This window comes from Rubritalea spongiae (assembly GCF_042652385.1).
GTDB lineage: Bacteria > Verrucomicrobiota > Verrucomicrobiia > Verrucomicrobiales > Akkermansiaceae > Rubritalea > Rubritalea spongiae.
The window spans coordinates 2077342-2097834 of record NZ_JBHSJM010000001.1 but is presented as its reverse complement, the minus strand read 5'-3'; the positions used below and the strand labels follow the sequence as shown (position 1 = coordinate 2097834).

The following is a 20493-nucleotide window of genomic DNA, read 5'->3' as shown; positions in this document are numbered from 1 at the left end:
GCGAAATTCGTTTCTTTTTCTTTTTGACCAAGCCCCCACCCTCACATTCCATCACCCATGAAACTATGACGCGCGATTCCTTCCTCAAGCAAGCCAGACCACTATCCCTCACTGCGCGAGCCTGTATCTGCCTCCACATTACCGAGGCCTACTTTAGAAAAATCGGACTCAGCCACCCGCTAGTCGATGAATTTTTCAACCATCTCTGGGAACATCCGCTGCAGGCCGAGCCCAAAGCCTTTTCCACTTGGGAGGCAAACCGTGGTGACCTCGTCGACTTCGGCTTAACTGATGACTTACCTGACGATCTCGAAGAGCTTATGCCCACGCTTCCAATCGACGAAGCCCAACTCTTCTCCATCGTCGAAGCTCCCGTCGAAATCCTCTGGGGCAACTTTTTTAGTACACCTGACGAGCAAACCTCCTTCGACTATCTCAGCTTCAGTGTCGATCTCGCCGACCGCGAAGGTCTCATCTTCCCCAAGATCGACCTCTATCAAGCATCGCTCTTCGCCGACAATAATGGCTGGGGAAAGCCGATCAGCCAACCCATACGCGACCTGTGGCGAACTGACGGAAAAATCAATTAATAGCCTTCTCCATTCTCAATACGTTGACTCGGCTAAACTCCCTGTTAGAATCTGCTAGTCATGGAGATAGACGATAAAATTGTAGCACTAGCGAAAGCTGCTTCCCCCTACCTTCTCGCTACCCTACACATCGTCTGCGCTGTCTGGGTCACACTCCACGCCATCCTACGGCGGCGAGAAGTGCGTACCGCCATTGCCTGGATCGGCCTCGCATGGCTCTCTCCTCTACTTGGCTCAATCGCCTACTGGATGTTTGGCATCAACCGCATCCAGCGCAAAGGCGTCTCACTCGGGCTCATCCAAGAATGGGACCACACTCCAGAACAATTTCTTACGAACGAAGATCAACAATACATCCACCGCGGTAGTACCGAACATCCGACATTTCTCGGCCTCGTCGCTCTCGGAGACCAAGTGACAGGAACAACTCTGCTGTTAGGCAATGCCATTACCCCTCTGGTGAACGGTGATGATGCCTACCCAGAAATGCTCAAAGCTATCGATGATGCTGAAATCTCTGTCGCACTCAACAGTTACATTTTCGATTCTGATAGAGTCGGCGACCAATTTCTCGAAGCACTGCAGCGAGCCCAACACCGAGGCGTCGAAGTGCGCGTCATGATCGATGGTGTCGGCGCGCGCTACTCAAAACCCAGCATGGTAGGACGCCTGCATAAAGCTGGCATCCACGTCGCAGCATTTCTCCCCTCCAAGGCACCCTGGAAAATGGCTTTTGCCAACCTGCGCAACCACCGCAAAATCCTCGTAGTTGATGGCAAACTCGGCTTTACCGGTGGTACTAATATCCGCGAAGGCCACTGTCTAAATCTCCAACCAACCTTCCCCGTCGCCTGCCTCCATTTCAAAGTCGAAGGCCCCGTCGTCTGTGACCTCATGGAGGCATTTGCCGTCGATTGGGCATTCATGACTCAAGAAAAGCTCACTGGCCTCACTTGGTTTCCTAGACTCGAACGCCACGGTAATGTCATTTCCAGAGGGGTACCTGATGGTCCAGACGAAGACCTCGATAAAATTAACGAAATCATCCTCGGAGCTCTTGCCGTCGCTAAAGAACGCGCGCGCATCGTCACCCCCTACTTCCTGCCCTCACGCTCAATCATTGACGCCCTCTGCGTCGCTGCCATGCGTGGAGTCGAAGTCGATGTTTTACTTCCTTCTAAAAATAACATCCCCATCATGAACTGGGCCGTCGTGCCACAGTTACCCCATCTAATCAAAAAAGGCGTCAATATCTACCTCTCCCCAGCTCCTTTCGACCACACCAAACTCTTCGTCGTCGACGGCATCTGGTCACTCATCGGTTCCACCAATTGGGACCCACGCAGTATGCGACTCAACTTCGAGTACAACCTCGAGTGCTATAGCCAAGAACTCGCAGAAGCTCTCGACGCCATTATCGATGAAAAACTCGACCGAGCCGAGAAAATCACCCTGGAGCAACTCGAACAACGCTCTACCCTAGTACGACTCCGCGACGGCGCCTCTCAACTCATGGCTCCTTATTTGTAAGAAGCCAAGCACCTAAACTATCGCGACCACTATGGGGATTTGAAAATGGGATCAACTTCCTGAGGTACTTCCTATCATTCCTGAATATAGAGCCATAGAGCTCGGGACACAGATAGATAAGGATTTTTGCGCGGACCAATCCTACTTCCGCAACCACCTACTCTACCCAGGTGTCATTGAAACACTGAAGAAAATCAACGAGCTCGGCTACCGCCACACCACCTTCTATGGGGAGCAAAAACCTCCTACTTCAAGGATATCCTCGCCCCTGTGACCGATCCCTCACCATCGAGTGCGTGGAGCACGCCGCCCATTCACCACCGACACCTCCGAAGAACTCGCCTCGATTCCTGAATTCAAAAACATTCAAGAAGTAGCCGTCTGGCTACCAGCGTAATCCCATCAATGGGGTTGAACCCTCTTCAACAAATCCACAAAAAAGCCGACCACGTATCAAACGTGGTCGGCTTTTAAATTCTTAATGTCTAGCACTTACCAAAAATTGGGGGAATCTTTTAAGCACAACCACCTCCGTGATCTCAAAGAAGTCTTAGCTCAAACGTTTCTGAGCTTCCTTGAGAAGGTCATCTTTTCCAGTCAGTTTGATCTCACCATTAGACATCTCAACTCTAAGGCCTTTACGAATAAGGTCACTGCCAAGATCTCACTCATTCGTCAACATTCAAAAACAACTAGTTTCACATTTGGGAACTTTTTGTCTTGTTGGGAGGTAATATACCCTACTAGTATCGCTTCATTGATGAGGATTGTCGGTAAACCCATATTGGAGAAATTCATGAAAAAGCACGCACGTGCTCGTTCTCCACTCTCGGCATGGGTTCAAGACGCCATCGATAGCGAGTGGCTAACCCCACAAGACATCAAGAACCGATACAACTCGGCAGACTTCCTCAAAGATAACAAGGTTGTTTTCAACATCGGTGGAAACAACTTCCGCCTCGTAGTCATTGTACGGTACCAGAACGGTATTGTAATGATCGACAAGGTGGGTACCCATGCAGAATACAACAAATGGAAGTTAGATTAACCTACACAGGTCTGGCTCCCGCAACACCATTGAACGATGAACAAGCTAATCAAAACAGAATCTGATTATGAGGAGGCAATGGAGAAGCTACACGCTCTCATGCTTGCGAACCCAGATGAAGGGACTGCTGAAGCTGACGAGCTTGATCTCCTTGCTCATCTCATCGAAGTATACGAAAGCCAAACGGTTGATATCCCTCCACCAACTCCTATTGAAGCAATCAAGTTTCGTATGGATCAACAGGGTTTAAAGCAAAAGGATCTTATCCCATACATTGGTAATAAAGCCCGTGTATCCGAAATCCTTTCTGGCAAGCGCGAGCTTACGATGGCAATGGCACGAACACTGTCTCGTGAACTCGATATCTCAGCACAAACCTTACTGGGGATTGATAGCATTCCAGAAGCTATTGATACTTCAAAATACCCATTAAACCAGATGCTGAAACTTCGTTACTTTGGCGATATCACCATCAAAGATCTCAAAGCTAAAGCGGAAGACTATCTTCATCATTTTTTCCAAGGTGCTCACCAAACACCAGCTTTAGCATTCAACCGAACAGGGTTTAAAGTAGATGCGAAACTGGATGAGTATGCGCTTCATGCATGGCGTTGTAATTTAATCAAAGAATCTGAGAAGGTTGAGGTACCAATATACAGAGTAGAAGATCTTACTGATGAGTTTCTTAGTAGTTTAGCAATGCTTACCCAGTTTGACAGCGGTAAGGATCTCATCATTCAGGCGCTTCGTGATAAGGGTGTCATTGTTCTTACTAATATGACCCACTTCCCAAAGACTTACCTTGATGGTGCTGCAATGATGAACTCCAAGGGTAATCCTGTGATTGGCATGACCTTCCGACACAATCGTCTTGATAACTTCTGGCACACTCTTTTCCATGAACTTGGACACGTGATTCGTCACTTACCAAGTAATCCTAATGAAGCGTACTTTGATGACACTGAATCACATGATAACGCAAAAGTTGAAAGAGAAGCTGATGACTTCGCTCTGAACACCTTGATTCCAGAAGACACTTGGAAAAATGAAATTCGCCACCTTGAGAAGGCTGGTGAAATACGTGCAGCAGCCAAGCGCCTTGGAATCTGCCCATCCATTATCGCTGGTCGTTTACGTAAAGCTAACAACAACTACCGACTTCACAGAACCTTGATTGGTAGCGGCACTCTAAGATAAGAGCCTAGCCAATTTTCTACCCAGAAACTAGTATCTAAAAAAGCCGATCACGCATCAACGTGATCGGCTTTTAAATTTGCTAGGCTTATTAGTTAGCGTTTCATCCTGCTAGTTCTGAAAACTGGCTACTGGAAACTGCTAACTAGAGGAGCGAAGCGACGTGATTACATCATGCCGCCCATGCCACCCATTCCGCCCATGCCACCAGCGTCGTGGCTGTGGCCGTGCTCTTCAGCTTCAGGAATGTCAGTAATAAGTGCTTCTGTAGTAAGAAGGAGACCGGAGATGGAGCACGCGTGCTGGAGAGCAGAACGTGTCACCTTAGTTGGGTCAACCACACCAGCTTCGATGAGGTCAACGTACTCGCCAGTCGCTACGTTGTAGCCTGTGCTACCTTCTGCTTCGCGAACTTTGTCCACGATGAGCGCACCTTCGAGACCTGCGTTTGTCGCAAGCTGACGAAGTGGAGCTTCGATAGCGCGAGCTACGATGCCCATGCCTGTTCTTTCGTCTTCGTTAGAAGCCGCGTCACAGCAGTTGTCTGCCTGACACTGAGCAAGTGCGCGAATAAGAGCTGTACCACCACCTGGGACGATACCTTCTTCAACCGCTGCACGAGTCGCGTGAAGCGCATCGTCAACACGGTCTTTCTTCTCTTTCATCTCAGTTTCAGTAGCAGCACCTACGTTGATCACTGCAACACCGCCTGCGAGCTTAGCAAGACGCTCTTGGAGCTTCTCACGGTCGTAGTCGGAAGTAGTGTCTTCGATCTGCTTACGGATTTGGTTCACACGGCCAGAAATGTCTTCTGATGCGCCTTCACCTTCAACGATAGTAGTGCTGTCTTTCGCGATGGAAACACGCTTAGCAGAACCGAGGTCGTCGATCTCAACAGACTCAAGCTTGATACCGAGTTCTTCAGTGATCACTTTACCACCTGTAAGAACTGCGATGTCTTCGAGCATTGCCTTACGGCGGTCACCGAAACCAGGAGCTTTTACAGCTGCGATGTTAAGTGTGCCACGAAGCTTATTCACTACGAGAGTCGCAAGTGCTTCACCTTCTACGTCCTCCGCAATGATGAGAAGTGGACGACCAGTCTTCGCTGCCTTCTCGAGAAGTGGAAGCATGTCCTTGAGGTTTGTGATCTTCTTCTCGTGAATGAGGATAAGAGCATTGTCGAGGTTACACTCCATGCTCTCAGGATTGTTCACGAAGTAAGGAGAAAGGTAACCTTTGTCGAACTGCATACCTTCAACAACGTCGAGAGTAGTTTCGATACCTTTTGCTTCTTCTACAGTGATGGTGCCGTCCTTACCGACCTTGTCCATTGCTTCTGCAATGATGTTACCGATCTCTTTGTCCCAGTTCGCGGAAACTGTTGCTACCTGAGCGACTTCCTTGGACTCAGACACTGGCTTGGAAATCTCAGCAAGCTTAGCGACGATTGCCTCACATGCTTTGAGAATACCACGCTGGAGGTTGATTGGGTTTGCGCCTGCAGTTACGTTACGAAGACCTTCTTTGTAGATTGCTTCAGCAAGAACTGTCGCTGTTGTGGTACCGTCACCAGCAACATCATTTGTCTTGGAAGAAACTTCCTTAATGAGCTGTGCGCCCATGTTTTCGTACGGATCATCGAGCTCGATTTCCTTAGCAACAGTAACACCGTCTTTGGTGATTGTTGGGGAACCGAATTTCTTGTCGAGGATTACGTTACGACCTGCAGGTCCAAGAGTTGCTTTTACTGCACGTGCAAGCTTTTCCACACCACGGAGGAGGGATTGGCGTGCTACTTCGTCAAATTCTAATTGCTTAGCCATAATTGATTATAAATACTTTAAATTTAAATACTTGATTGCTTAGTTGATGATACCGAGGATGTCGGACTCAGTCATGATGAGGTGGTCTTCACCATCAACTTTGACTTCAGTTCCGCCATACTTGGAGATGAGCACCTTGTCGTTCACAGAAACAGAAAACTCAAAGTCTGAGCCATCATCGTTTTTGCCACCTGTACCGAGAGCAATAACGATCGCTTCCTGTGGTTTTTCTTGTGCGGAGTCTACAAGGACGATGCCGCCTGCAGATACTGTCTCAGCTTCGACGCGCTTAAGAAGCACGCGCTGTCCGATTGGTTGGATTGCCATAGTATTTAGTTTGTGTTTTTTGTTTGATTAGTGGGTTGATAAAACCACCCAGCCCCTCAAAGAGAAACTAGGTGGTGAAAGTTAGAGAGATTATTTGTCATCAACGACTTCAGCGTCGACTACCTTGCCTTTAGCAGACTTTGGCTCGGAAGACTCAGCTTCAGAAGCTGGTGCTGCGCCACCCATGTCAGGCATTGGTCCGCCCGCTGCGCCTGCGCCACCAGCAGCTTGTGCTGCTTGAGCGAGTTGCTGAAGCATTGCTTCGAGCTCTTCCTTGGAAGACTTGATCTTATCGAGGTCGTCTTCTTTGAGAGCTTCTTTCACAGCGTCAACTTTGCCTTGAATCTCAGTCTTAAGCTCGGCTGGTGCCTGGTCGCCCATTTCTTCGATCTGCTTCTCAACTTGGTGAACCATACTGTCTGCATCGTTCTTCAGCTGGATCGCTTCGGCGCGCTTCGCATCCTCATCAGCGTGCTCTTCGGCTTCGCGTTTTGCCTTCTCAATTTCTTCATCGGAGAGGCCGCTTGAGCCTTCGATGGAGATCTTCTGTTCCTTGCCAGACTTCTTGTCTTTCGCAGAAACGTGAAGGATACCGTTGGCATCAATGTCGAATGTGACTTCGATTTGTGGCACTCCACGAGGAGCTGCATCAATACCATCGAGGCGGAAGTTACCGAGGATCTTATTGTCTTCGAACATCTTGCGCTCACCTTGACAGATGCGGATGTCCACTGCTGGCTGGTTGTCAGCTGCTGTTGAGAATACCTGAGACTTTTTCGCTGGGATCGTGGTGTTACGCTCGATCATTGGAGTAGCAATCTGACCTGCTGTCTCGATAGAGAGAGTAAGTGGTGCTACGTCGAGAAGGAGTACATCCTGCACGTCACCTTGGAGAACACCACCTTGGATACCTGCACCAATCGCAACAACCTCATCTGGGTTGACGCCTTGGTTTGGCTTCTTACCTGCGAGCGCCTCAGCTGTTTCCACAACTTTAGGCATACGAGTCATACCCCCAACGAGGACGAGCTCATCGATCTCACTCGCGGAAACGCCTGCTTCTTTAAGACAGTCGAGAACTGGCTTCTTGGTACGTGCGAAGAGTGAGTCAGTGAGTTGCTCAAGCTTGGAGCGTGTGAGAGTTTGCTGAATGTGCTTAGGACCAGTTTCGTCCATTGTGATGAATGGCAGGCTGATGTCGTAAGTCTGTGCAGAAGAGAGAGCGATCTTCGCTTTTTCTGCTTCTTCTTTAATACGTTGAAGTGCATCAGCTTGCTTGCCAAGGTCGATGCCAGAGTCGTTTTTGAACTCGTCGACAATCCACTTAATAAGTGTGTTATCCCAGTCATCACCACCGAGCTGTGTGTCACCGTCAGTTGCAAGTACTTCAAAAACACCATCATCGATGTCGAGTACGGAAATATCGAATGTACCACCACCAAGGTCATACACTGCAACTTTCTCTTCGCTCTTCTTATCGATACCGTAAGCCAGCGCAGCCGCTGTTGGTTCGTTGATGATACGACGGACTTTGAGACCGGCGATCTCACCCGCCGCCTTGGTCGCAGAACGCTGAGAGTCGTTGAAGTAAGCTGGAACAGTAATCACTGCTTCGGTGATTGTTTCACCGAGTTTCGTTTCTGCATCGGCCTTAAGCTTGCCAAGAACCATTGCTGCGATTTCCTGTGGTGAGTATGTCTTTTTCTCACCTTCAATTTCTACCTGAATGTGCGCGTCGCCATTGTCTGCTTTGACAACTTCATAAGGCATCGCCTTGTCCGCATCAGTAAGCTCATCGTATTTACGACCGATGAAACGCTTTGCTGAGAAAATTGTGTTCTTTGGATTGGTCACAGCCTGGCGCTTTGCCGCTTGACCAACGAGACGCTCACCAGACTTGGTGAATGCCACAATGGAAGGTGTAGTACGTGCACCTTCAGAGTTTTCTAGGACAGCAGCTTCGCCACCATCCATTACCGCCATACATGAGTTGGTGGTTCCTAAATCGATTCCTAGAATTTTAGCCATAATAGTTTGTTCGTTTAAATTTTGAATGCCGCGCCTTTCTTAAGGCTGACACAATTCGTTAACTTTCATCTGCAAAATGTGTGCCACCACTGAAAACAATACATGAAAACAACTAAAACACAGCAACTTATAATAATCTATAAGAGCTCCATCCACGTCTATAACTGCCAAAATGTCCCAAATTACATAGCAACAATTAGACAAAATGACGCGCATGTGCCATACTGTCCTCTTATACACATTTCTCACAATCGTGATCTTATCGTGTAACTATTCCCCAAAGCTCCTACCACTATCACTTTTTCCCTTGCCACATTATGAAGCACCGCTAGTTTGTCGTATCGGTCTCATGCCGCCTGCGTGATTCCACCATATCATAACGCGCTGCCTTTAACGGCAATATACAAGCGCATCATACAGGTAAAACCAACAACCCATATTACAATAATGAAAATGAACCATGTACACCACATGCGTAAAAGCCCGAAAGGCTTCTCACTTGTGGAACTCCTTGTGGTGATTGCAATCATCGCGGGTCTAGCAGCTATGTCCTACGGCCCTATTATGAAGCAGATCCAAGAGGGTAAAAAACTCGAAGCGATCAATAGTGGCAAGAACATCCACACCGCACTTCTTTCTTATGCTAAAGATAACGACGGTCTCTTCCCTAGTGAAGATACAGCGCGTAATAGTGAAGACGGATCTTCAGCTGAAGGCTGTTTCACTATGCTGATCAATTCTGGAAAAATTGAAGACGAAAAAATCTTCTGGAACGTCCAAAACAACGTTACTGGCGCCACCAAGGCCGCACAACCAGATCTCAACGGCGAAGTCGAATCCGGTGAAAATGCTTGGGGCTATGTTTCTGGCCTTTCCTCTTCTTCTCGTACTAATGTACCACTCATCTTCGACTCCTCTGTTTCCGTAGGTGAATTTGATACTGCTGTTTGGAATGGTCTCGCGATCATCGTAAAAGCTGACGGCTCTGCTTCCGCTATGCGCATTAACTACGGTGACGGTAAACCACTCAACGACGACGGCTCCTCAAAAACCGGACCGATCGAAGAAACTCGTGGCGGTACAGATGTAGATCTTTTCTCTGACACGAACCTTCCAAACGGAGCTGAAGTGTTAGTTCCATCTGGTAGCTAAGAATCTACTTTAGATACTTCTCAAAAACCGAAGGCTCACCCCCTTCGGTTTTTTTATGTCTCACTTTTTACACATCCTCTGCATTTCTAACTAGATAATACCAAGTTCAGGCTCTAAAGAGGCACTAACTATGAGCAAGTGGTCCATAAATGACGCCCGCGATCTCTACGGAGTTCAGCGCTGGGGCAACGGGTATTTTGATATAAACGATGATGGCGAAGCCGTCGTATTACTACGGGACGGAGAAAAAGAAGTGCCTGTCTCCCTTCAACAAATTATTGAAGGCCTCAAAGAGCGCGGCTCAGCCATGCCTCAACTGCTGCGATTCCGTGACCTGTTAGACCGCCGCATCGAACACCTCAACGAATCATTCCGCTCGGCCATTTCCGAAACAAGCTACCAAGGAGAATACCGAGGCGTTTACCCGATCAAGGTCAATCAACAGCAACAGGTGATCGAAGAAATTTCCGAATTCGGAAAAAAATACCACTACGGGCTCGAAGCCGGTTCAAAGCCAGAACTCATCGCCGCTCTCGCCTATATGCACGACCCCAATGCTTACCTCATCTGCAACGGCTATAAAGACGATGAATTCATCGACCTCGCCCTGCGTGCTGTAGAAATGGGAATTCGTGTCATTCTAGTGCTAGAAATGCCAAGTGAACTCATGGCCATTATCGAGCGCTCAAAAGCCCTCGGCATTCGCCCAGAACTCGGTATCCGTTTCCGCCTCTCCACCAAGTCTGAAGGCCACTGGGCAGAATCCGGTGGCGACCGCTCGGTCTTCGGTCTCAACTCCTCCCAACTCATCGACGCTGTCGACCTTCTCAAGGCCGAAGGCTACCTCGATTGCCTCAAACTTTTCCATTACCACCAAGGCTCCCAGCTCCCGAATATGCGAGCTATCCGTGAGGCCGCTACCGAAGCCGTACAAGTCTTCGTCAATCTCGCCCAAGAAGGCGCCCCAATGGAAATTCTAGACATGGGTGGTGGCTTAGCCGTCGACTATGATGGCTCACACTCAAACTTCCATTCCTCGTGTAACTACACGCTCAAAGAATACGCCTCAAACCTCATTGAGGTGGTACAAAAACACTGCGATCTCGCAGACATTCCGCACCCAACACTCGTCACAGAATCTGGCCGCGCTATCGTTGCCTACTACTCAGTACTCATTTTCAATATCCTAGACGTCACCAAATTCTCCCATCCAGAAGAACCCGATGCCCCAGAGAAGGACGCCCATGAAATGCTCCACAACCTCTGGGAAATTCGCAACCGAATCAAAGTGAAAAACCTCCAAGAGTGCTTCAACGACGCGCTCTTCTACCGCGATCAAGTCCGCGACCTCTTCCGCCTCGGATTCGTCAACCTGCGCGAACGCTCGATCGCTGAAAAAATTTATTGGTACCTCTGTACCACTATCGCCACCCAAACCGCAGAATTAGAACACGTCCCAGAAGACCTTCAAACACTAGAGTCGAATCTCATCGACTTCTACTACGCCAACTTCTCCGTGTTTCAATCCCTTCCAGATGCATGGGCGATCCAACAGCTCTTCCCAATTATGCCGATTCATAAACTGGATCAAGAGCCAACCGAACGCGCCATCCTCGCTGACATCACCTGCGACTGTGACGGCAAAATAGACCGTTTTATCGACCAAGATAAAGTCTCAACCTATCTCAGAGTGCATAAACGTGAAGCGCATGAAGAATACAACATCGGCGCATTCCTCGTAGGAGCTTACCAAGAAACACTAGGCGATCTGCACAACTTATTGGGCGACCCACATGTAGTCTCAGTTAGCATGGAAAACGGTCAACTCACCTATACTCACGAAGTAGAAGGAGACACTGTCGCCGATGTGCTCTCCTATGTAGAATATTCGCCAAAAGACCTTGAAAAGCGCTTTCGGGGCTTTGCTGAAAATGCGGTTCAAAAAGGCACAATCAGCGCCAAACAACGCAAAATTATTATGGAAGCATACAAGGCTGGTCTCCACGGTTACACCTACTACGAAGACTAAGGGATAAGACGATTCCCGAACTCCCCCGCGTCCTCGAAATGCAACTTGACCCAGAAGACTCTATCATACATAAGCCTTAAACAATTATGCTAAAAAACCTCACATGCATCAGCATATCACTCGCATTAGCATCACATAATTATGCTGGTGATTTCGCTAGCGGAATAGACTCTTCGAAATCCACACCTATCACTCTTCCTGAAACGAATGCGTGGGAATTTAAAATCGCTCCCTACATATGGTTCTCTGGAATCGATGGTACATCAGGCGTTCCCGCTTTGCCACCAGCGGAAATCGATGCCTCATTCGGTGACATCTGGGATAATCTGGATTTTGCTGGCTTCCTAGCATTTGAAGCCAACAAAGGCAAATGGCGGATCTTTTCAGACCTCCAATACGTCAACCTCGGCACCAATGCCACATTGCCCAGCGGAATCGACCTCCAATACGACCTCGAACAAGTTAGACTAGAAGTAGGTGCGGGTTATGAAGTATACTCTAATGAAACCACATCGCTCTCCGTCTACGCCGCAGCCATGTATAACTACATCAATCAAGAACTCTCAGGCGGTGGCATGTCCGAAGGACTTTCAGAGTCATGGATCGACCCAGCGATTGGACTCACCCTACGCCACCGACTCTCCAATAAATGGAAAAGCGAACTATCAGCCGAATATGGTGGCTTCGATGTCTCTTCTGAAGAAACCTGGCAGTTATTAGCTATCCTAGGCTATGACATCACCCAACAATGGGCTGTAGTCGGCGGCTACCGCTACCAATCCATTGATTATGAAGATGATGGTTTCATCTATGACACAAACACACATGGACCATTTCTAGGAGTTGCTTATTCTTTCTAACACTCTAAGCATTTCACAATCCTAATCATTACGCTTCACTCGCTGCGCGTTTAGTGTTAGCGATGTGAAGCCCCTCACCTAATTTCTCTCTAACTCAAAAATACCCAGACCACAGAGCCCAATGGACGAACGCTATAATGTAGGATCGCTAATCGAGGAGCTATCCTACGGTAAACAATTCGAAGCTGAAGATTCACTCATTCAGCGACCAGTTCAAATTTTCCGATTTGAAAGACCAAGTGGTAATGCAACTGAATGGCAAGAAACATTCGGCCACCTTTCAAGTGAGCTCGCGACCATCGCTCATCCTGGTCTTCCCATAATCTACGATCACGGCGTTGATGACGAAGGTCCCTACCTCATTCGCCAACTGCAAGAAAGCACCGACATCAACCATCATCTGGTTCAAAACGGCGCATTCAGCGAATACGAAGGCTGGGAACTAGCTCACCAATTACTTGAGATTTTTGACGCAGCTCGCACCAGTGGTAACTTCCACGGAGCGCTCGACCCCATGCATGTCCGCTTCATGTCGCGTCCGAGTGGTGCCAAGCGTTTCACCATTACTGACTACGGCCTCGCTGAAATCTACAACCAGATAAATGGCTCTTCTGACTTCCTCGGAGCTCCATACTTAATCTCTCCAGAACAAGCAAAAGGAGAAAAAGCCAACGAAGCATCACAAGTCTATGCGATTGGCCAACTCATCTTTCACGCTCTTTCAGGTGGTCACCCATGGTTAGAAACTCCCATAGATGAAGTTAAACAATTCGTCCTAGAAAACCCTCTAGGGCCCATCATCGACTACAACCCTAGCGTCCCGGAAGGATTCTCTAACTGGCTCCAACAAATGACAGCTGTTGACCCAGCTGAACGATTCAGTAGCTACGAAGAAGCTACCCAGCACCTTCCCCAGCCTATCCAATCAGCTCCAGTCCCTATCTCAGCTTCCACTGCGACTGTTGCACAGTCCGTGGCGGCTGCACGAGTCGTCACATCCACTCAGGCTATCCACCCAGCTGAACAGCACATCACCACAGCTGCCGAAGACTTTGCCGCGAAAAAAGCAGCGGAAGATGAAGTCAAAAAACAAGAAATTGCACAGAAAATCTCCATCATTAAAAACCCAATGGTTCTCGGTGGAATTGGTGTCGTCCTCATTTTATTAATCGTGGTGATCGCCATGTCAGGTGGCGACGATGACTCCTCTAACACAGTAGCAGTCCCAGTTATTGAAGAATCACCCGTCTCCATCCCTCAGCTCGGCTTAGTCTCATTCATGGACTTTAACAATGGTTCTGTACAGGATCCTAAAAATGATGATTTTTCACTAGAAGCGCTCAAAAATAGACCTTCATTCTCTAACAATGGTCTTAGTGGTAAGGCCCTAGTCATTGATAGATCTCACTACTTCCGACTTCCAATTGCTGGCACACCTCTAGCTGATAGATCAAAAGATTTCACCATCTCATTCTGGATGAAATCAGGTAGCTCTCACTCCAGTAAACTAGCTATGATAAGTAGAAAGCCATGGAAAAGAGGCTCAAACGAACCCTTCGAAGGGAATGATCAATTCTGGCAATGGACCCCAGACAATAATACTTCTCTACAAACAAGTAGCTGGAGCATGGTAACTGTCGTCTTCACTACTTATGACAAATCCATCTCCCTCTATCTTAACGGAAATAGTATGGGTAATAGCTCTAACGACTCTCAAACAGTAAATAGTCACATCTACATTGGCTGTGACAGTAATGAAAACTTCCTCCACAAAACGCCCATGGTCATTGATGACCTCGCAATTTGGGATCGATCCCTCAACCAAAACGAGATCGAAAAAATGTACGAGGCCAGCATCTCCTATAACTAAATATCTCTCATAATTCACCACTGGGCTCTCATTCTTGAGAGCCCTTTTTCTAATACCCCAGCACACTACATCTTAATGAAAAAAACGCTCTGTTTACTTTTTGGTGCATTCTTCGGCCACACTGCTGCCCAAGCGGGATCTACACCCGATGCTCTCATCGACGAAGCAACTGGTACCGAAATCACAACAGAGCCCGATGGCCTCTACCTCGGTGACCCCCATTTAGAATTTTTTACTCGCTCCCAAAGCATCACCACCAGACTCCCTGGCTACTTTGTCGGCTTTACTGGCTACCAACATCAATTCGAAGCTGATTTCGATGACATGGACGGAGATGTCAGCTCAAACGAATTTGCCCTCTTTAGTCCCATTCTCCCGCTCAACTATGGTGATTGGCACCTCCTCAGCTTTTTCTACTACACAAACACTCAATTTGAGAATAGCGGCATGCCACTACTCCCAGATAGCAGCCTACACTCTCTCAGTGTACCTATCGCAGTGCTCAAAGAACATGGAGATCGCTGGATTTCTGGTGCTTTCGTCATGCCCAGCTGGAATGGTGACTTCGAGGCCAGTGATAACGATGCTATCGCTGCTGGTGCCGGTGTTGGATACGTATTCACCCCAGACTTTCGATTCCTTTTGGGTGCCTACTACTCACATAACTATGGAAATGATTTCTTCATCCCCGCTATCCAGTTGATCTACCGACCTTGCACAGATGTAGAAGCCTACATTCTAGGGCCAATCGCAGGTGTGTCTTATAGCGTGAACGATGACTTCTTCATCGGTACTAGCGTTCGCTTCAGCTCACCCACATGGAAAATCGAAGCAGATGACGCAGGACCCGAACGCACCGTGAACTCCAGCCGAATCAACCTCGCCCTCCGCGCAGAGCACCGCCTCTACAAAAATTTCTGGGGTTCTGTAGACTTCGGTTACACCTTTGGACGTGAAATCAAAATCGAGGACCTCGACAATAACACACTCCAAGAAACAGACGTCAAGCCTGGCCCATTTCTCGGCCTAGCTATAAACTATCGCTACTAATAGCATTTGCACAGTTGATTGGTGTAAACTAGCTACCAATAAACTCCTCGACACACACTAACATTGTGACTTACTGTCAATCTGTTAGTTTTGTATTTTCGTCGTCATAGAATACTAAGGCGCGATACTGGGTTTGCACTGATCTCCAGTATCGTACTACTAGTACCTCTCTGTATCCTCGCGCTCGCCTGCGTCCAACTGAGCGTTATTGAAAGCCAGCAGAGTCAGCATAGCCTCTCTAAATCCTACGCAAAAACTAATGCTAGGCTCGCTCTGCAAATAGCGCTGACACAACTCCAACTCTATACTGGAAAGGATCAAACAACAACTTCGCGCGCTGACTTGTTAGATTCTCGAAAAACGCCAAATTCGCAAACAGATCCAGCTCTCATCCACCCCTACTACACGCTAGCCTACCAAACAGAGAAAGTCTTAACTCCAGAAGCCAACGACAGCATTAAGCTGAGAAAAATTCAAAAGCTCCCCGCCTACCTCGTCTCAGGAAACGAATTCCATAACTTGCTCGACTGGAACGGGACAGAATATCCAGAGAACTATACCACTGCACTCTCGGAGATTCCTTCCGAAAAGTCAGTCACCCTCAAACATTCAGCGTCGTCCCACGCCGTTAAAGCTCCCCGTATTTCACTGCCTAACAATGGAGGCTACGCTTACTGGATCTCCGACGAAGGCTGTAAAGCTCGTATCGACAGTTACGATACCGAACGGCAATACAACTCCAAGCTCACGCACGATGAAACACACCATTTTCGTGACTACAACAGTCTGAGAGCTCCCTCTCAGTTACGCCCCATAGGTCTAGCTGACTTTTCACATCCCGAGCGAAACCTCACACTCAACACTATCTCCCTCTACAGCGAGGAACACCACAAGCTCCTCGACGAGCACGCACATAGCTACACGGTCTACTCCCAATCAGTCCTATCCGACCAACAAAATGGCGGCCTCAAGAAAAACCTAACAGCTGCTATCAATTTAGATGATGTTAAATTTAAAGACCTAACATCTCATTCAGGCACTGAATCTTCTCAGCACTCTCCCATATTTCTCTACCAGAAATCGACATTCCCAGCTGAAACTAGCCCTGTAAAATTCAGTCACTATGCAGGTGTCCCATGGGAGGTGATTCGCTCCTATATAAGACGACCAGAATGGGAATCTAACATCAACGGAAAATGCCCCACACTCTCCTCTCACTTGGGCTCCCCAGCTCACCAACTGCCTTATTACTGGCAGAGCTCTGACCGGAATTACCGGCACCAAATGGACGCTCGCCTGATCCGCCGACAAGCCCTCTTAACACGGTTCCAAATTGGCTACGATTTTAGCCTACAGTACCAAGGCATAGAAAAAGAAGCAGATGATACCTACTGGCACGCATACGCTCTGCGCCAGCACTTCATACCAATTGCCATCTTTTGGAACCCATACAATGCAGACCTTAAAATCACTGAGGCTATTGAGTTCCAGCTTTATCTAGATAGAAATTGGAGCTCTGGAAAACACAACACAGAACTCGAGCTCACCCCTGCCGACGATAGAGAATGGCAAATTTTTGCACTAATAGACGACTCCGAAAATGAATCTCCCAATTGGTCATACCCCACCTCAGGAACTGAAAAATTCATCTATCCCTTCCATCCCCAAGGCAACATTCAAAGTTCCGACATTTGCCGACTCAGCTTCCACATCCCCACCTCCACCATCCCTGCTGGTAGCACCGCGGTCTTCACAGCTCCCACAGGAAACCAGATTCTCCAGTACTCCAGAAATACGCCTAACACTTTAACCCAAGGCTACGCTCCAGGTAATGGATTCTATTCAAAAAATGCAAAACTACGTGTCAAAGCCCAATCCGAGAATGAAGCAAAACCCTCGCCGCCCACACTAACTATCCTGCGCTACCCTACAGCGGCAGGAGCTGAACACACTCGCCTCCAAGTCACCAATCATTCTAGCTTCCAGAGAATCAATTGGGATTTCGCAAACATCCTACCAACGAGTGGAATCCGATTCATCCCTCAAGACCAAGCAGACCACGAACCACTATCGTCAGGAACCAACAACGGCTCACAAACTCCACAATTTACAGCAGCTCTGATCCGTAAATTCCCAGATATCACTCACCATACAGGCAACTCTACCGCGTGGACCACACCTTCTAACAAATTAGATACTAACTTATTCACCGCCCCGTGGAACATCTTCTTTAACAGTAATCCGGCTCGCTACGGAGCCTACGGTGCACACCCAGATGCCGAGGAAACCTTCACAGCTCCTCCCCAGTTTCTATCTGGTATAAGCATCGGCGCCAGTCCACTCATTCACCCTGAATTAAACTCTAACAATGAAGCTTTTGTCGGCCATAGCGATAGCTTTGCTTCCGGATCTAACAAGGCAATCCAACTAGCACTTCCCCGTCATGAAACCCGCACCATCTCCCTCGCCCATCTGACCCAACTTAATATTTCAAAGTGGGTGAGCAACTACAATGCAGACCAAAGTAATGCCTCAGCCACAGACACCTTCTTCCCCCACTCCGCCATTGGTAACGCCTTCCTTCCTCCCAATATTCCCCCCGCAAACACTAAAATTACCCTGCAGGATAAACATGCCTACGCCAGTTCTGCCACCAGCACCCACTACGACCAAAGTTTCCATTACAACCATCTGCTCTGGGATCGCTACTTCCTTACCGGTGCTCGACCACAGGACCATATCAACCTTCAGCAACAACAAAATTTCTGTCCTAACAAAAACCTAGAAGCCATAGAACCTCTCGATTCACAACATTGGAACAACCCACACCTCTCCGCTACCCAGTTGCTATTGCGAGGCGGATTTAATGTAAATTCCACTTCCTCAGAAGCGTGGAAGTGCGTGCTTTCAGCAACCAGAAGCCTACAAACTAATGAAGGGTCTAACATCTCTGAAAACCTCACCCCTTTCGCTAGATTACCCTATGTCGAAGCCAAACATATCAGCACCCCTCCCACAAACCTAAGTGACCCCACACTCTATGACGGAAGCACCTACCGGGCGCTGACCGATGGTGAAATCGAAGCACTTGCCCAAGCGATCGTCACTGAAAATAAACTCAGAGGCCCGGCTCCAACACTTTCTCAATGGATAAACCGAAGCCTCAACCCTGAGTTCCATTATAGAAAACGTGTCCAACAACTCCCCCTAACATCATTACAAATTTGCTACGAAGGGACACTCCAAGCAGCCATCAACCGCACCTCGATCAACGGCGCTTATAACACCCCAAATTTTTCACCTCCCTCCGAAATCGTCGCTGATCCTCAAACCCCAACAGACTTCCAACTCGGCAAACTTAATACTCTAACATTTAAATACCACAGTGGCTACGGAGCTCCTGCCAGCCTAACACAGGCGGACGTCCTGCAGCGCATCGGTCACCTCCTCACCGCCCGTTCAGACACTTTTATAATCCGCGCCTACGGAGAACACCGGAGCCCCGAAGGTGAAATTATAGCCACCGCCTATTGTGAAGCCATTGTCCAACGCTTGCCCGAATATTTAGATCAAACTAACCCTCCTGAGACCCCACCTTACAAGTGGTTACTAAGCTCTCAAGAACCACTGAAAGGTCACTGGGAAAAAAATAATGAACTCAGCCTAATCAATCAAAAATTCGGTAGGCGTTACCAACTCATTCACTTCCGCTGGCTACACCCTAACGAAATATAAATTTGAGAAACTCCCATAAATAGCTTAAGTGGATTACTATCATGTCATACATTGATTCCCTTTTTAACCTTACCAACAAAGTCGCTGTCGTTCTTGGTGGCACCGGCGAACTCTGTAGCCAAATCGCCTTCGGTCTCGCCAAAGCTGGTTGCGAAGTCGTTATCTCTGGACGCGATGCCGATAAAGGTGAAGAACGTGTGCTCGCCATCGAAGCCATAGGAGGAAAAGCCTATTTCGTCGAAGCCGAAGTCTCCGAACGCGGCTCCATAGAGGCCCTCGTCGATATCGTTAGCGAGCGCTCGGGACGTATAGACATCCTGATCAATGGAGCTGGTATCAACTACCGCAACGCCGTGGAAAATATCACCGAAGCCGAACTCCAAGGCATTTTCGAAGTCAACTTCAATGGTGCATTCCGTGCCTGCCAAATCTTCGGAGACTATTTCAAACAACACGATCGCCCGACCAGCATCATTAACATCGGTTCCATCTCAGGACTTACTCCACTCTCCGACCGCTTTATCCAATCAGCCAGTAAAGCTGCGCTACACAACCTCACAAAAAACCTCGCCCGCGAATGGGCCGAGTTCGATATCCGCGTTAACACTCTCATACCAGGGTTCTTCCCTGCCGACCAAAGTACCATTATGTTAGATGAAGCACGTGTACTTGAAATCCTTCGTCGTACCCCAGCATCGCGCTTTGGAAGCCCTGAAGAACTCGTCGGAGCCACCCTTTTACTCGCGTCTAGCACCGCTAGCAGCTTCATCACAGGTTCAGAAATTCTTGTCGATGGTGGCTTCTCTGCCACTTCAATATAATTAATGTTGTTTAATAATATGAGCTACTTCCATTGATTTACATTGACTTACGTTTTTATTTAAGAGAAAACCAGCTGTATCCTCAAAGGAGAGGAACGTTTTACATTTATAAAAGGAGGCTAGATGCAGAATAATAATAACGACCTGTTGCACACGGAAAAGATCATTGCTGATCGCAAAACATTTTACTTAGACCTGAAGCAAAATGCGCGCGGCAAGGTCGTAAAAATCACAGAGGACGTCAGCGGCAACCGCGACACGATCATGGTACCTGCTGATATTCTCGGCGACTTCATCGCAGCACTCTCAGATATAAAAGAAACATCTGACGATAACTAAGCATCTAGCTGAAAATATCATTTTCTAATAAGCTAAACGCGCTCCATCAATGAGCGCGTTTTTTATTACCCGTTATAACATTTAAACTGTTAGT

General features: G+C 48.0%; 15 protein-coding genes. 12 read left to right on the top strand and 3 right to left on the bottom strand.

Features of this window, described 5'->3' with window-relative positions:
* The first annotated feature begins 65 nt into the window (after positions 1-65).
* From ACFPK9_RS09420 to ACFPK9_RS09405, 4 genes are all read left to right on the top strand, one after another.
* Positions 66-590 (top strand): hypothetical protein, encoded by a 525-nt coding sequence (locus ACFPK9_RS09420; RefSeq protein WP_377094618.1) that lies wholly within the window; start codon positions 66-68, stop codon positions 588-590.
* Positions 591-650: 60 nt separating this feature from the next.
* On the top strand, positions 651-2120 hold the full coding sequence (cls, locus tag ACFPK9_RS09415) for a cardiolipin synthase (protein WP_377094616.1): 1470 nt from the start codon (positions 651-653) through the stop codon (positions 2118-2120).
* A gap of 760 nt (positions 2121-2880) precedes the next feature.
* Positions 2881-3168 (top strand): type II toxin-antitoxin system HigB family toxin, encoded by a 288-nt coding sequence (locus ACFPK9_RS09410; RefSeq protein ID WP_377096604.1) that lies wholly within the window; start codon positions 2881-2883, stop codon positions 3166-3168.
* Positions 3169-3204: 36 nt separating this feature from the next.
* Positions 3205-4365: an ImmA/IrrE family metallo-endopeptidase gene (locus ACFPK9_RS09405; protein ID WP_377094614.1), complete on the top strand. Its 1161-nt coding sequence runs from the start codon at positions 3205-3207 to the stop codon at positions 4363-4365.
* Positions 4366-4529: 164 nt separating this feature from the next.
* Here ACFPK9_RS09405 and groL read toward each other — a convergent pair whose 3' ends face one another.
* The 3 genes from groL to dnaK form a co-directional block, all read right to left on the bottom strand.
* On the bottom strand, positions 4530-6191 hold the full coding sequence (groL, locus tag ACFPK9_RS09400; RefSeq protein ID WP_377096602.1) for a chaperonin GroEL: 1662 nt from the start codon (positions 6189-6191) through the stop codon (positions 4530-4532).
* A gap of 36 nt (positions 6192-6227) precedes the next feature.
* Positions 6228-6515 carry a co-chaperone GroES gene (locus tag ACFPK9_RS09395; protein ID WP_377094613.1) on the bottom strand — a complete coding sequence of 96 codons (288 nt, stop codon included), beginning with the start codon at positions 6513-6515 and terminating at the stop codon, positions 6228-6230.
* A gap of 90 nt (positions 6516-6605) precedes the next feature.
* Positions 6606-8543, bottom strand: a complete 1938-nt coding sequence (gene dnaK / locus ACFPK9_RS09390; RefSeq protein ID WP_377094612.1) for a molecular chaperone DnaK — start codon at positions 8541-8543, stop codon at positions 6606-6608.
* A 453-nt stretch (positions 8544-8996) separates the two neighbouring features.
* Between dnaK and ACFPK9_RS09385 the strand changes: the two genes are divergently transcribed.
* From ACFPK9_RS09385 to ACFPK9_RS09350, 8 genes are all read left to right on the top strand, one after another.
* The gene (locus ACFPK9_RS09385) at positions 8997-9695 is read left to right on the top strand and encodes a type II secretion system protein (RefSeq protein ID WP_377094611.1); all 699 of its coding nucleotides are present in this window, start codon (positions 8997-8999) and stop codon (positions 9693-9695) included.
* A gap of 130 nt (positions 9696-9825) precedes the next feature.
* Positions 9826-11724 (top strand): biosynthetic arginine decarboxylase, encoded by a 1899-nt coding sequence (gene speA, locus ACFPK9_RS09380; protein ID WP_377094609.1) that lies wholly within the window; start codon positions 9826-9828, stop codon positions 11722-11724.
* A gap of 86 nt (positions 11725-11810) precedes the next feature.
* On the top strand, positions 11811-12584 hold the full coding sequence (locus tag ACFPK9_RS09375) for a porin family protein (protein ID WP_377094608.1): 774 nt from the start codon (positions 11811-11813) through the stop codon (positions 12582-12584).
* A gap of 121 nt (positions 12585-12705) precedes the next feature.
* Positions 12706-14454 (top strand): LamG-like jellyroll fold domain-containing protein, encoded by a 1749-nt coding sequence (locus tag ACFPK9_RS09370; protein WP_377094607.1) that lies wholly within the window; start codon positions 12706-12708, stop codon positions 14452-14454.
* A 75-nt stretch (positions 14455-14529) separates the two neighbouring features.
* The gene (locus ACFPK9_RS09365) at positions 14530-15504 is read left to right on the top strand and encodes a DUF6268 family outer membrane beta-barrel protein (protein WP_377094606.1); all 975 of its coding nucleotides are present in this window, start codon (positions 14530-14532) and stop codon (positions 15502-15504) included.
* A gap of 90 nt (positions 15505-15594) precedes the next feature.
* Positions 15595-19239, top strand: a complete 3645-nt coding sequence (locus tag ACFPK9_RS09360; protein WP_377094604.1) for a hypothetical protein — start codon at positions 15595-15597, stop codon at positions 19237-19239.
* A 41-nt stretch (positions 19240-19280) separates the two neighbouring features.
* On the top strand, positions 19281-20060 hold the full coding sequence (locus ACFPK9_RS09355) for an SDR family NAD(P)-dependent oxidoreductase (RefSeq protein WP_377094603.1): 780 nt from the start codon (positions 19281-19283) through the stop codon (positions 20058-20060).
* 123 nt (positions 20061-20183) lie between these two features.
* Positions 20184-20399, top strand: coding sequence for an RNA-binding protein (locus ACFPK9_RS09350; protein WP_377094602.1), 216 nt, complete (start codon positions 20184-20186; stop codon positions 20397-20399).
* Positions 20400-20493: the final 94 nt, after the last annotated feature.

What these genes read in the sequence shown, in the direction of transcription:
- ACFPK9_RS09420 (WP_377094618.1), top strand. Translation starts at nt 66, where the DNA reads ATGACGCGCGATTCCTTCCTCAAGCAAGCCAGACCACTATCCCTCACT.
- cls (WP_377094616.1), top strand. Translation starts at nt 651, where the DNA reads ATGGAGATAGACGATAAAATTGTAGCACTAGCGAAAGCTGCTTCCCCC.
- ACFPK9_RS09410 (WP_377096604.1), top strand. Translation starts at nt 2,881, where the DNA reads ATGAGGATTGTCGGTAAACCCATATTGGAGAAATTCATGAAAAAGCAC.
- ACFPK9_RS09405 (WP_377094614.1), top strand. Translation starts at nt 3,205, where the DNA reads ATGAACAAGCTAATCAAAACAGAATCTGATTATGAGGAGGCAATGGAG.
- ACFPK9_RS09395 (WP_377094613.1), bottom strand. Translation starts at nt 6,515, where the DNA reads ATGGCAATCCAACCAATCGGACAGCGCGTGCTTCTTAAGCGCGTCGAA.
- dnaK (WP_377094612.1), bottom strand. Translation starts at nt 8,543, where the DNA reads ATGGCTAAAATTCTAGGAATCGATTTAGGAACCACCAACTCATGTATG.
- ACFPK9_RS09385 (WP_377094611.1), top strand. Translation starts at nt 8,997, where the DNA reads ATGAACCATGTACACCACATGCGTAAAAGCCCGAAAGGCTTCTCACTT.
- speA (WP_377094609.1), top strand. Translation starts at nt 9,826, where the DNA reads ATGAGCAAGTGGTCCATAAATGACGCCCGCGATCTCTACGGAGTTCAG.
- ACFPK9_RS09375 (WP_377094608.1), top strand. Translation starts at nt 11,811, where the DNA reads ATGCTAAAAAACCTCACATGCATCAGCATATCACTCGCATTAGCATCA.
- ACFPK9_RS09370 (WP_377094607.1), top strand. Translation starts at nt 12,706, where the DNA reads ATGGACGAACGCTATAATGTAGGATCGCTAATCGAGGAGCTATCCTAC.
- ACFPK9_RS09365 (WP_377094606.1), top strand. Translation starts at nt 14,530, where the DNA reads ATGAAAAAAACGCTCTGTTTACTTTTTGGTGCATTCTTCGGCCACACT.
- ACFPK9_RS09355 (WP_377094603.1), top strand. Translation starts at nt 19,281, where the DNA reads ATGTCATACATTGATTCCCTTTTTAACCTTACCAACAAAGTCGCTGTC.
- ACFPK9_RS09350 (WP_377094602.1), top strand. Translation starts at nt 20,184, where the DNA reads ATGCAGAATAATAATAACGACCTGTTGCACACGGAAAAGATCATTGCT.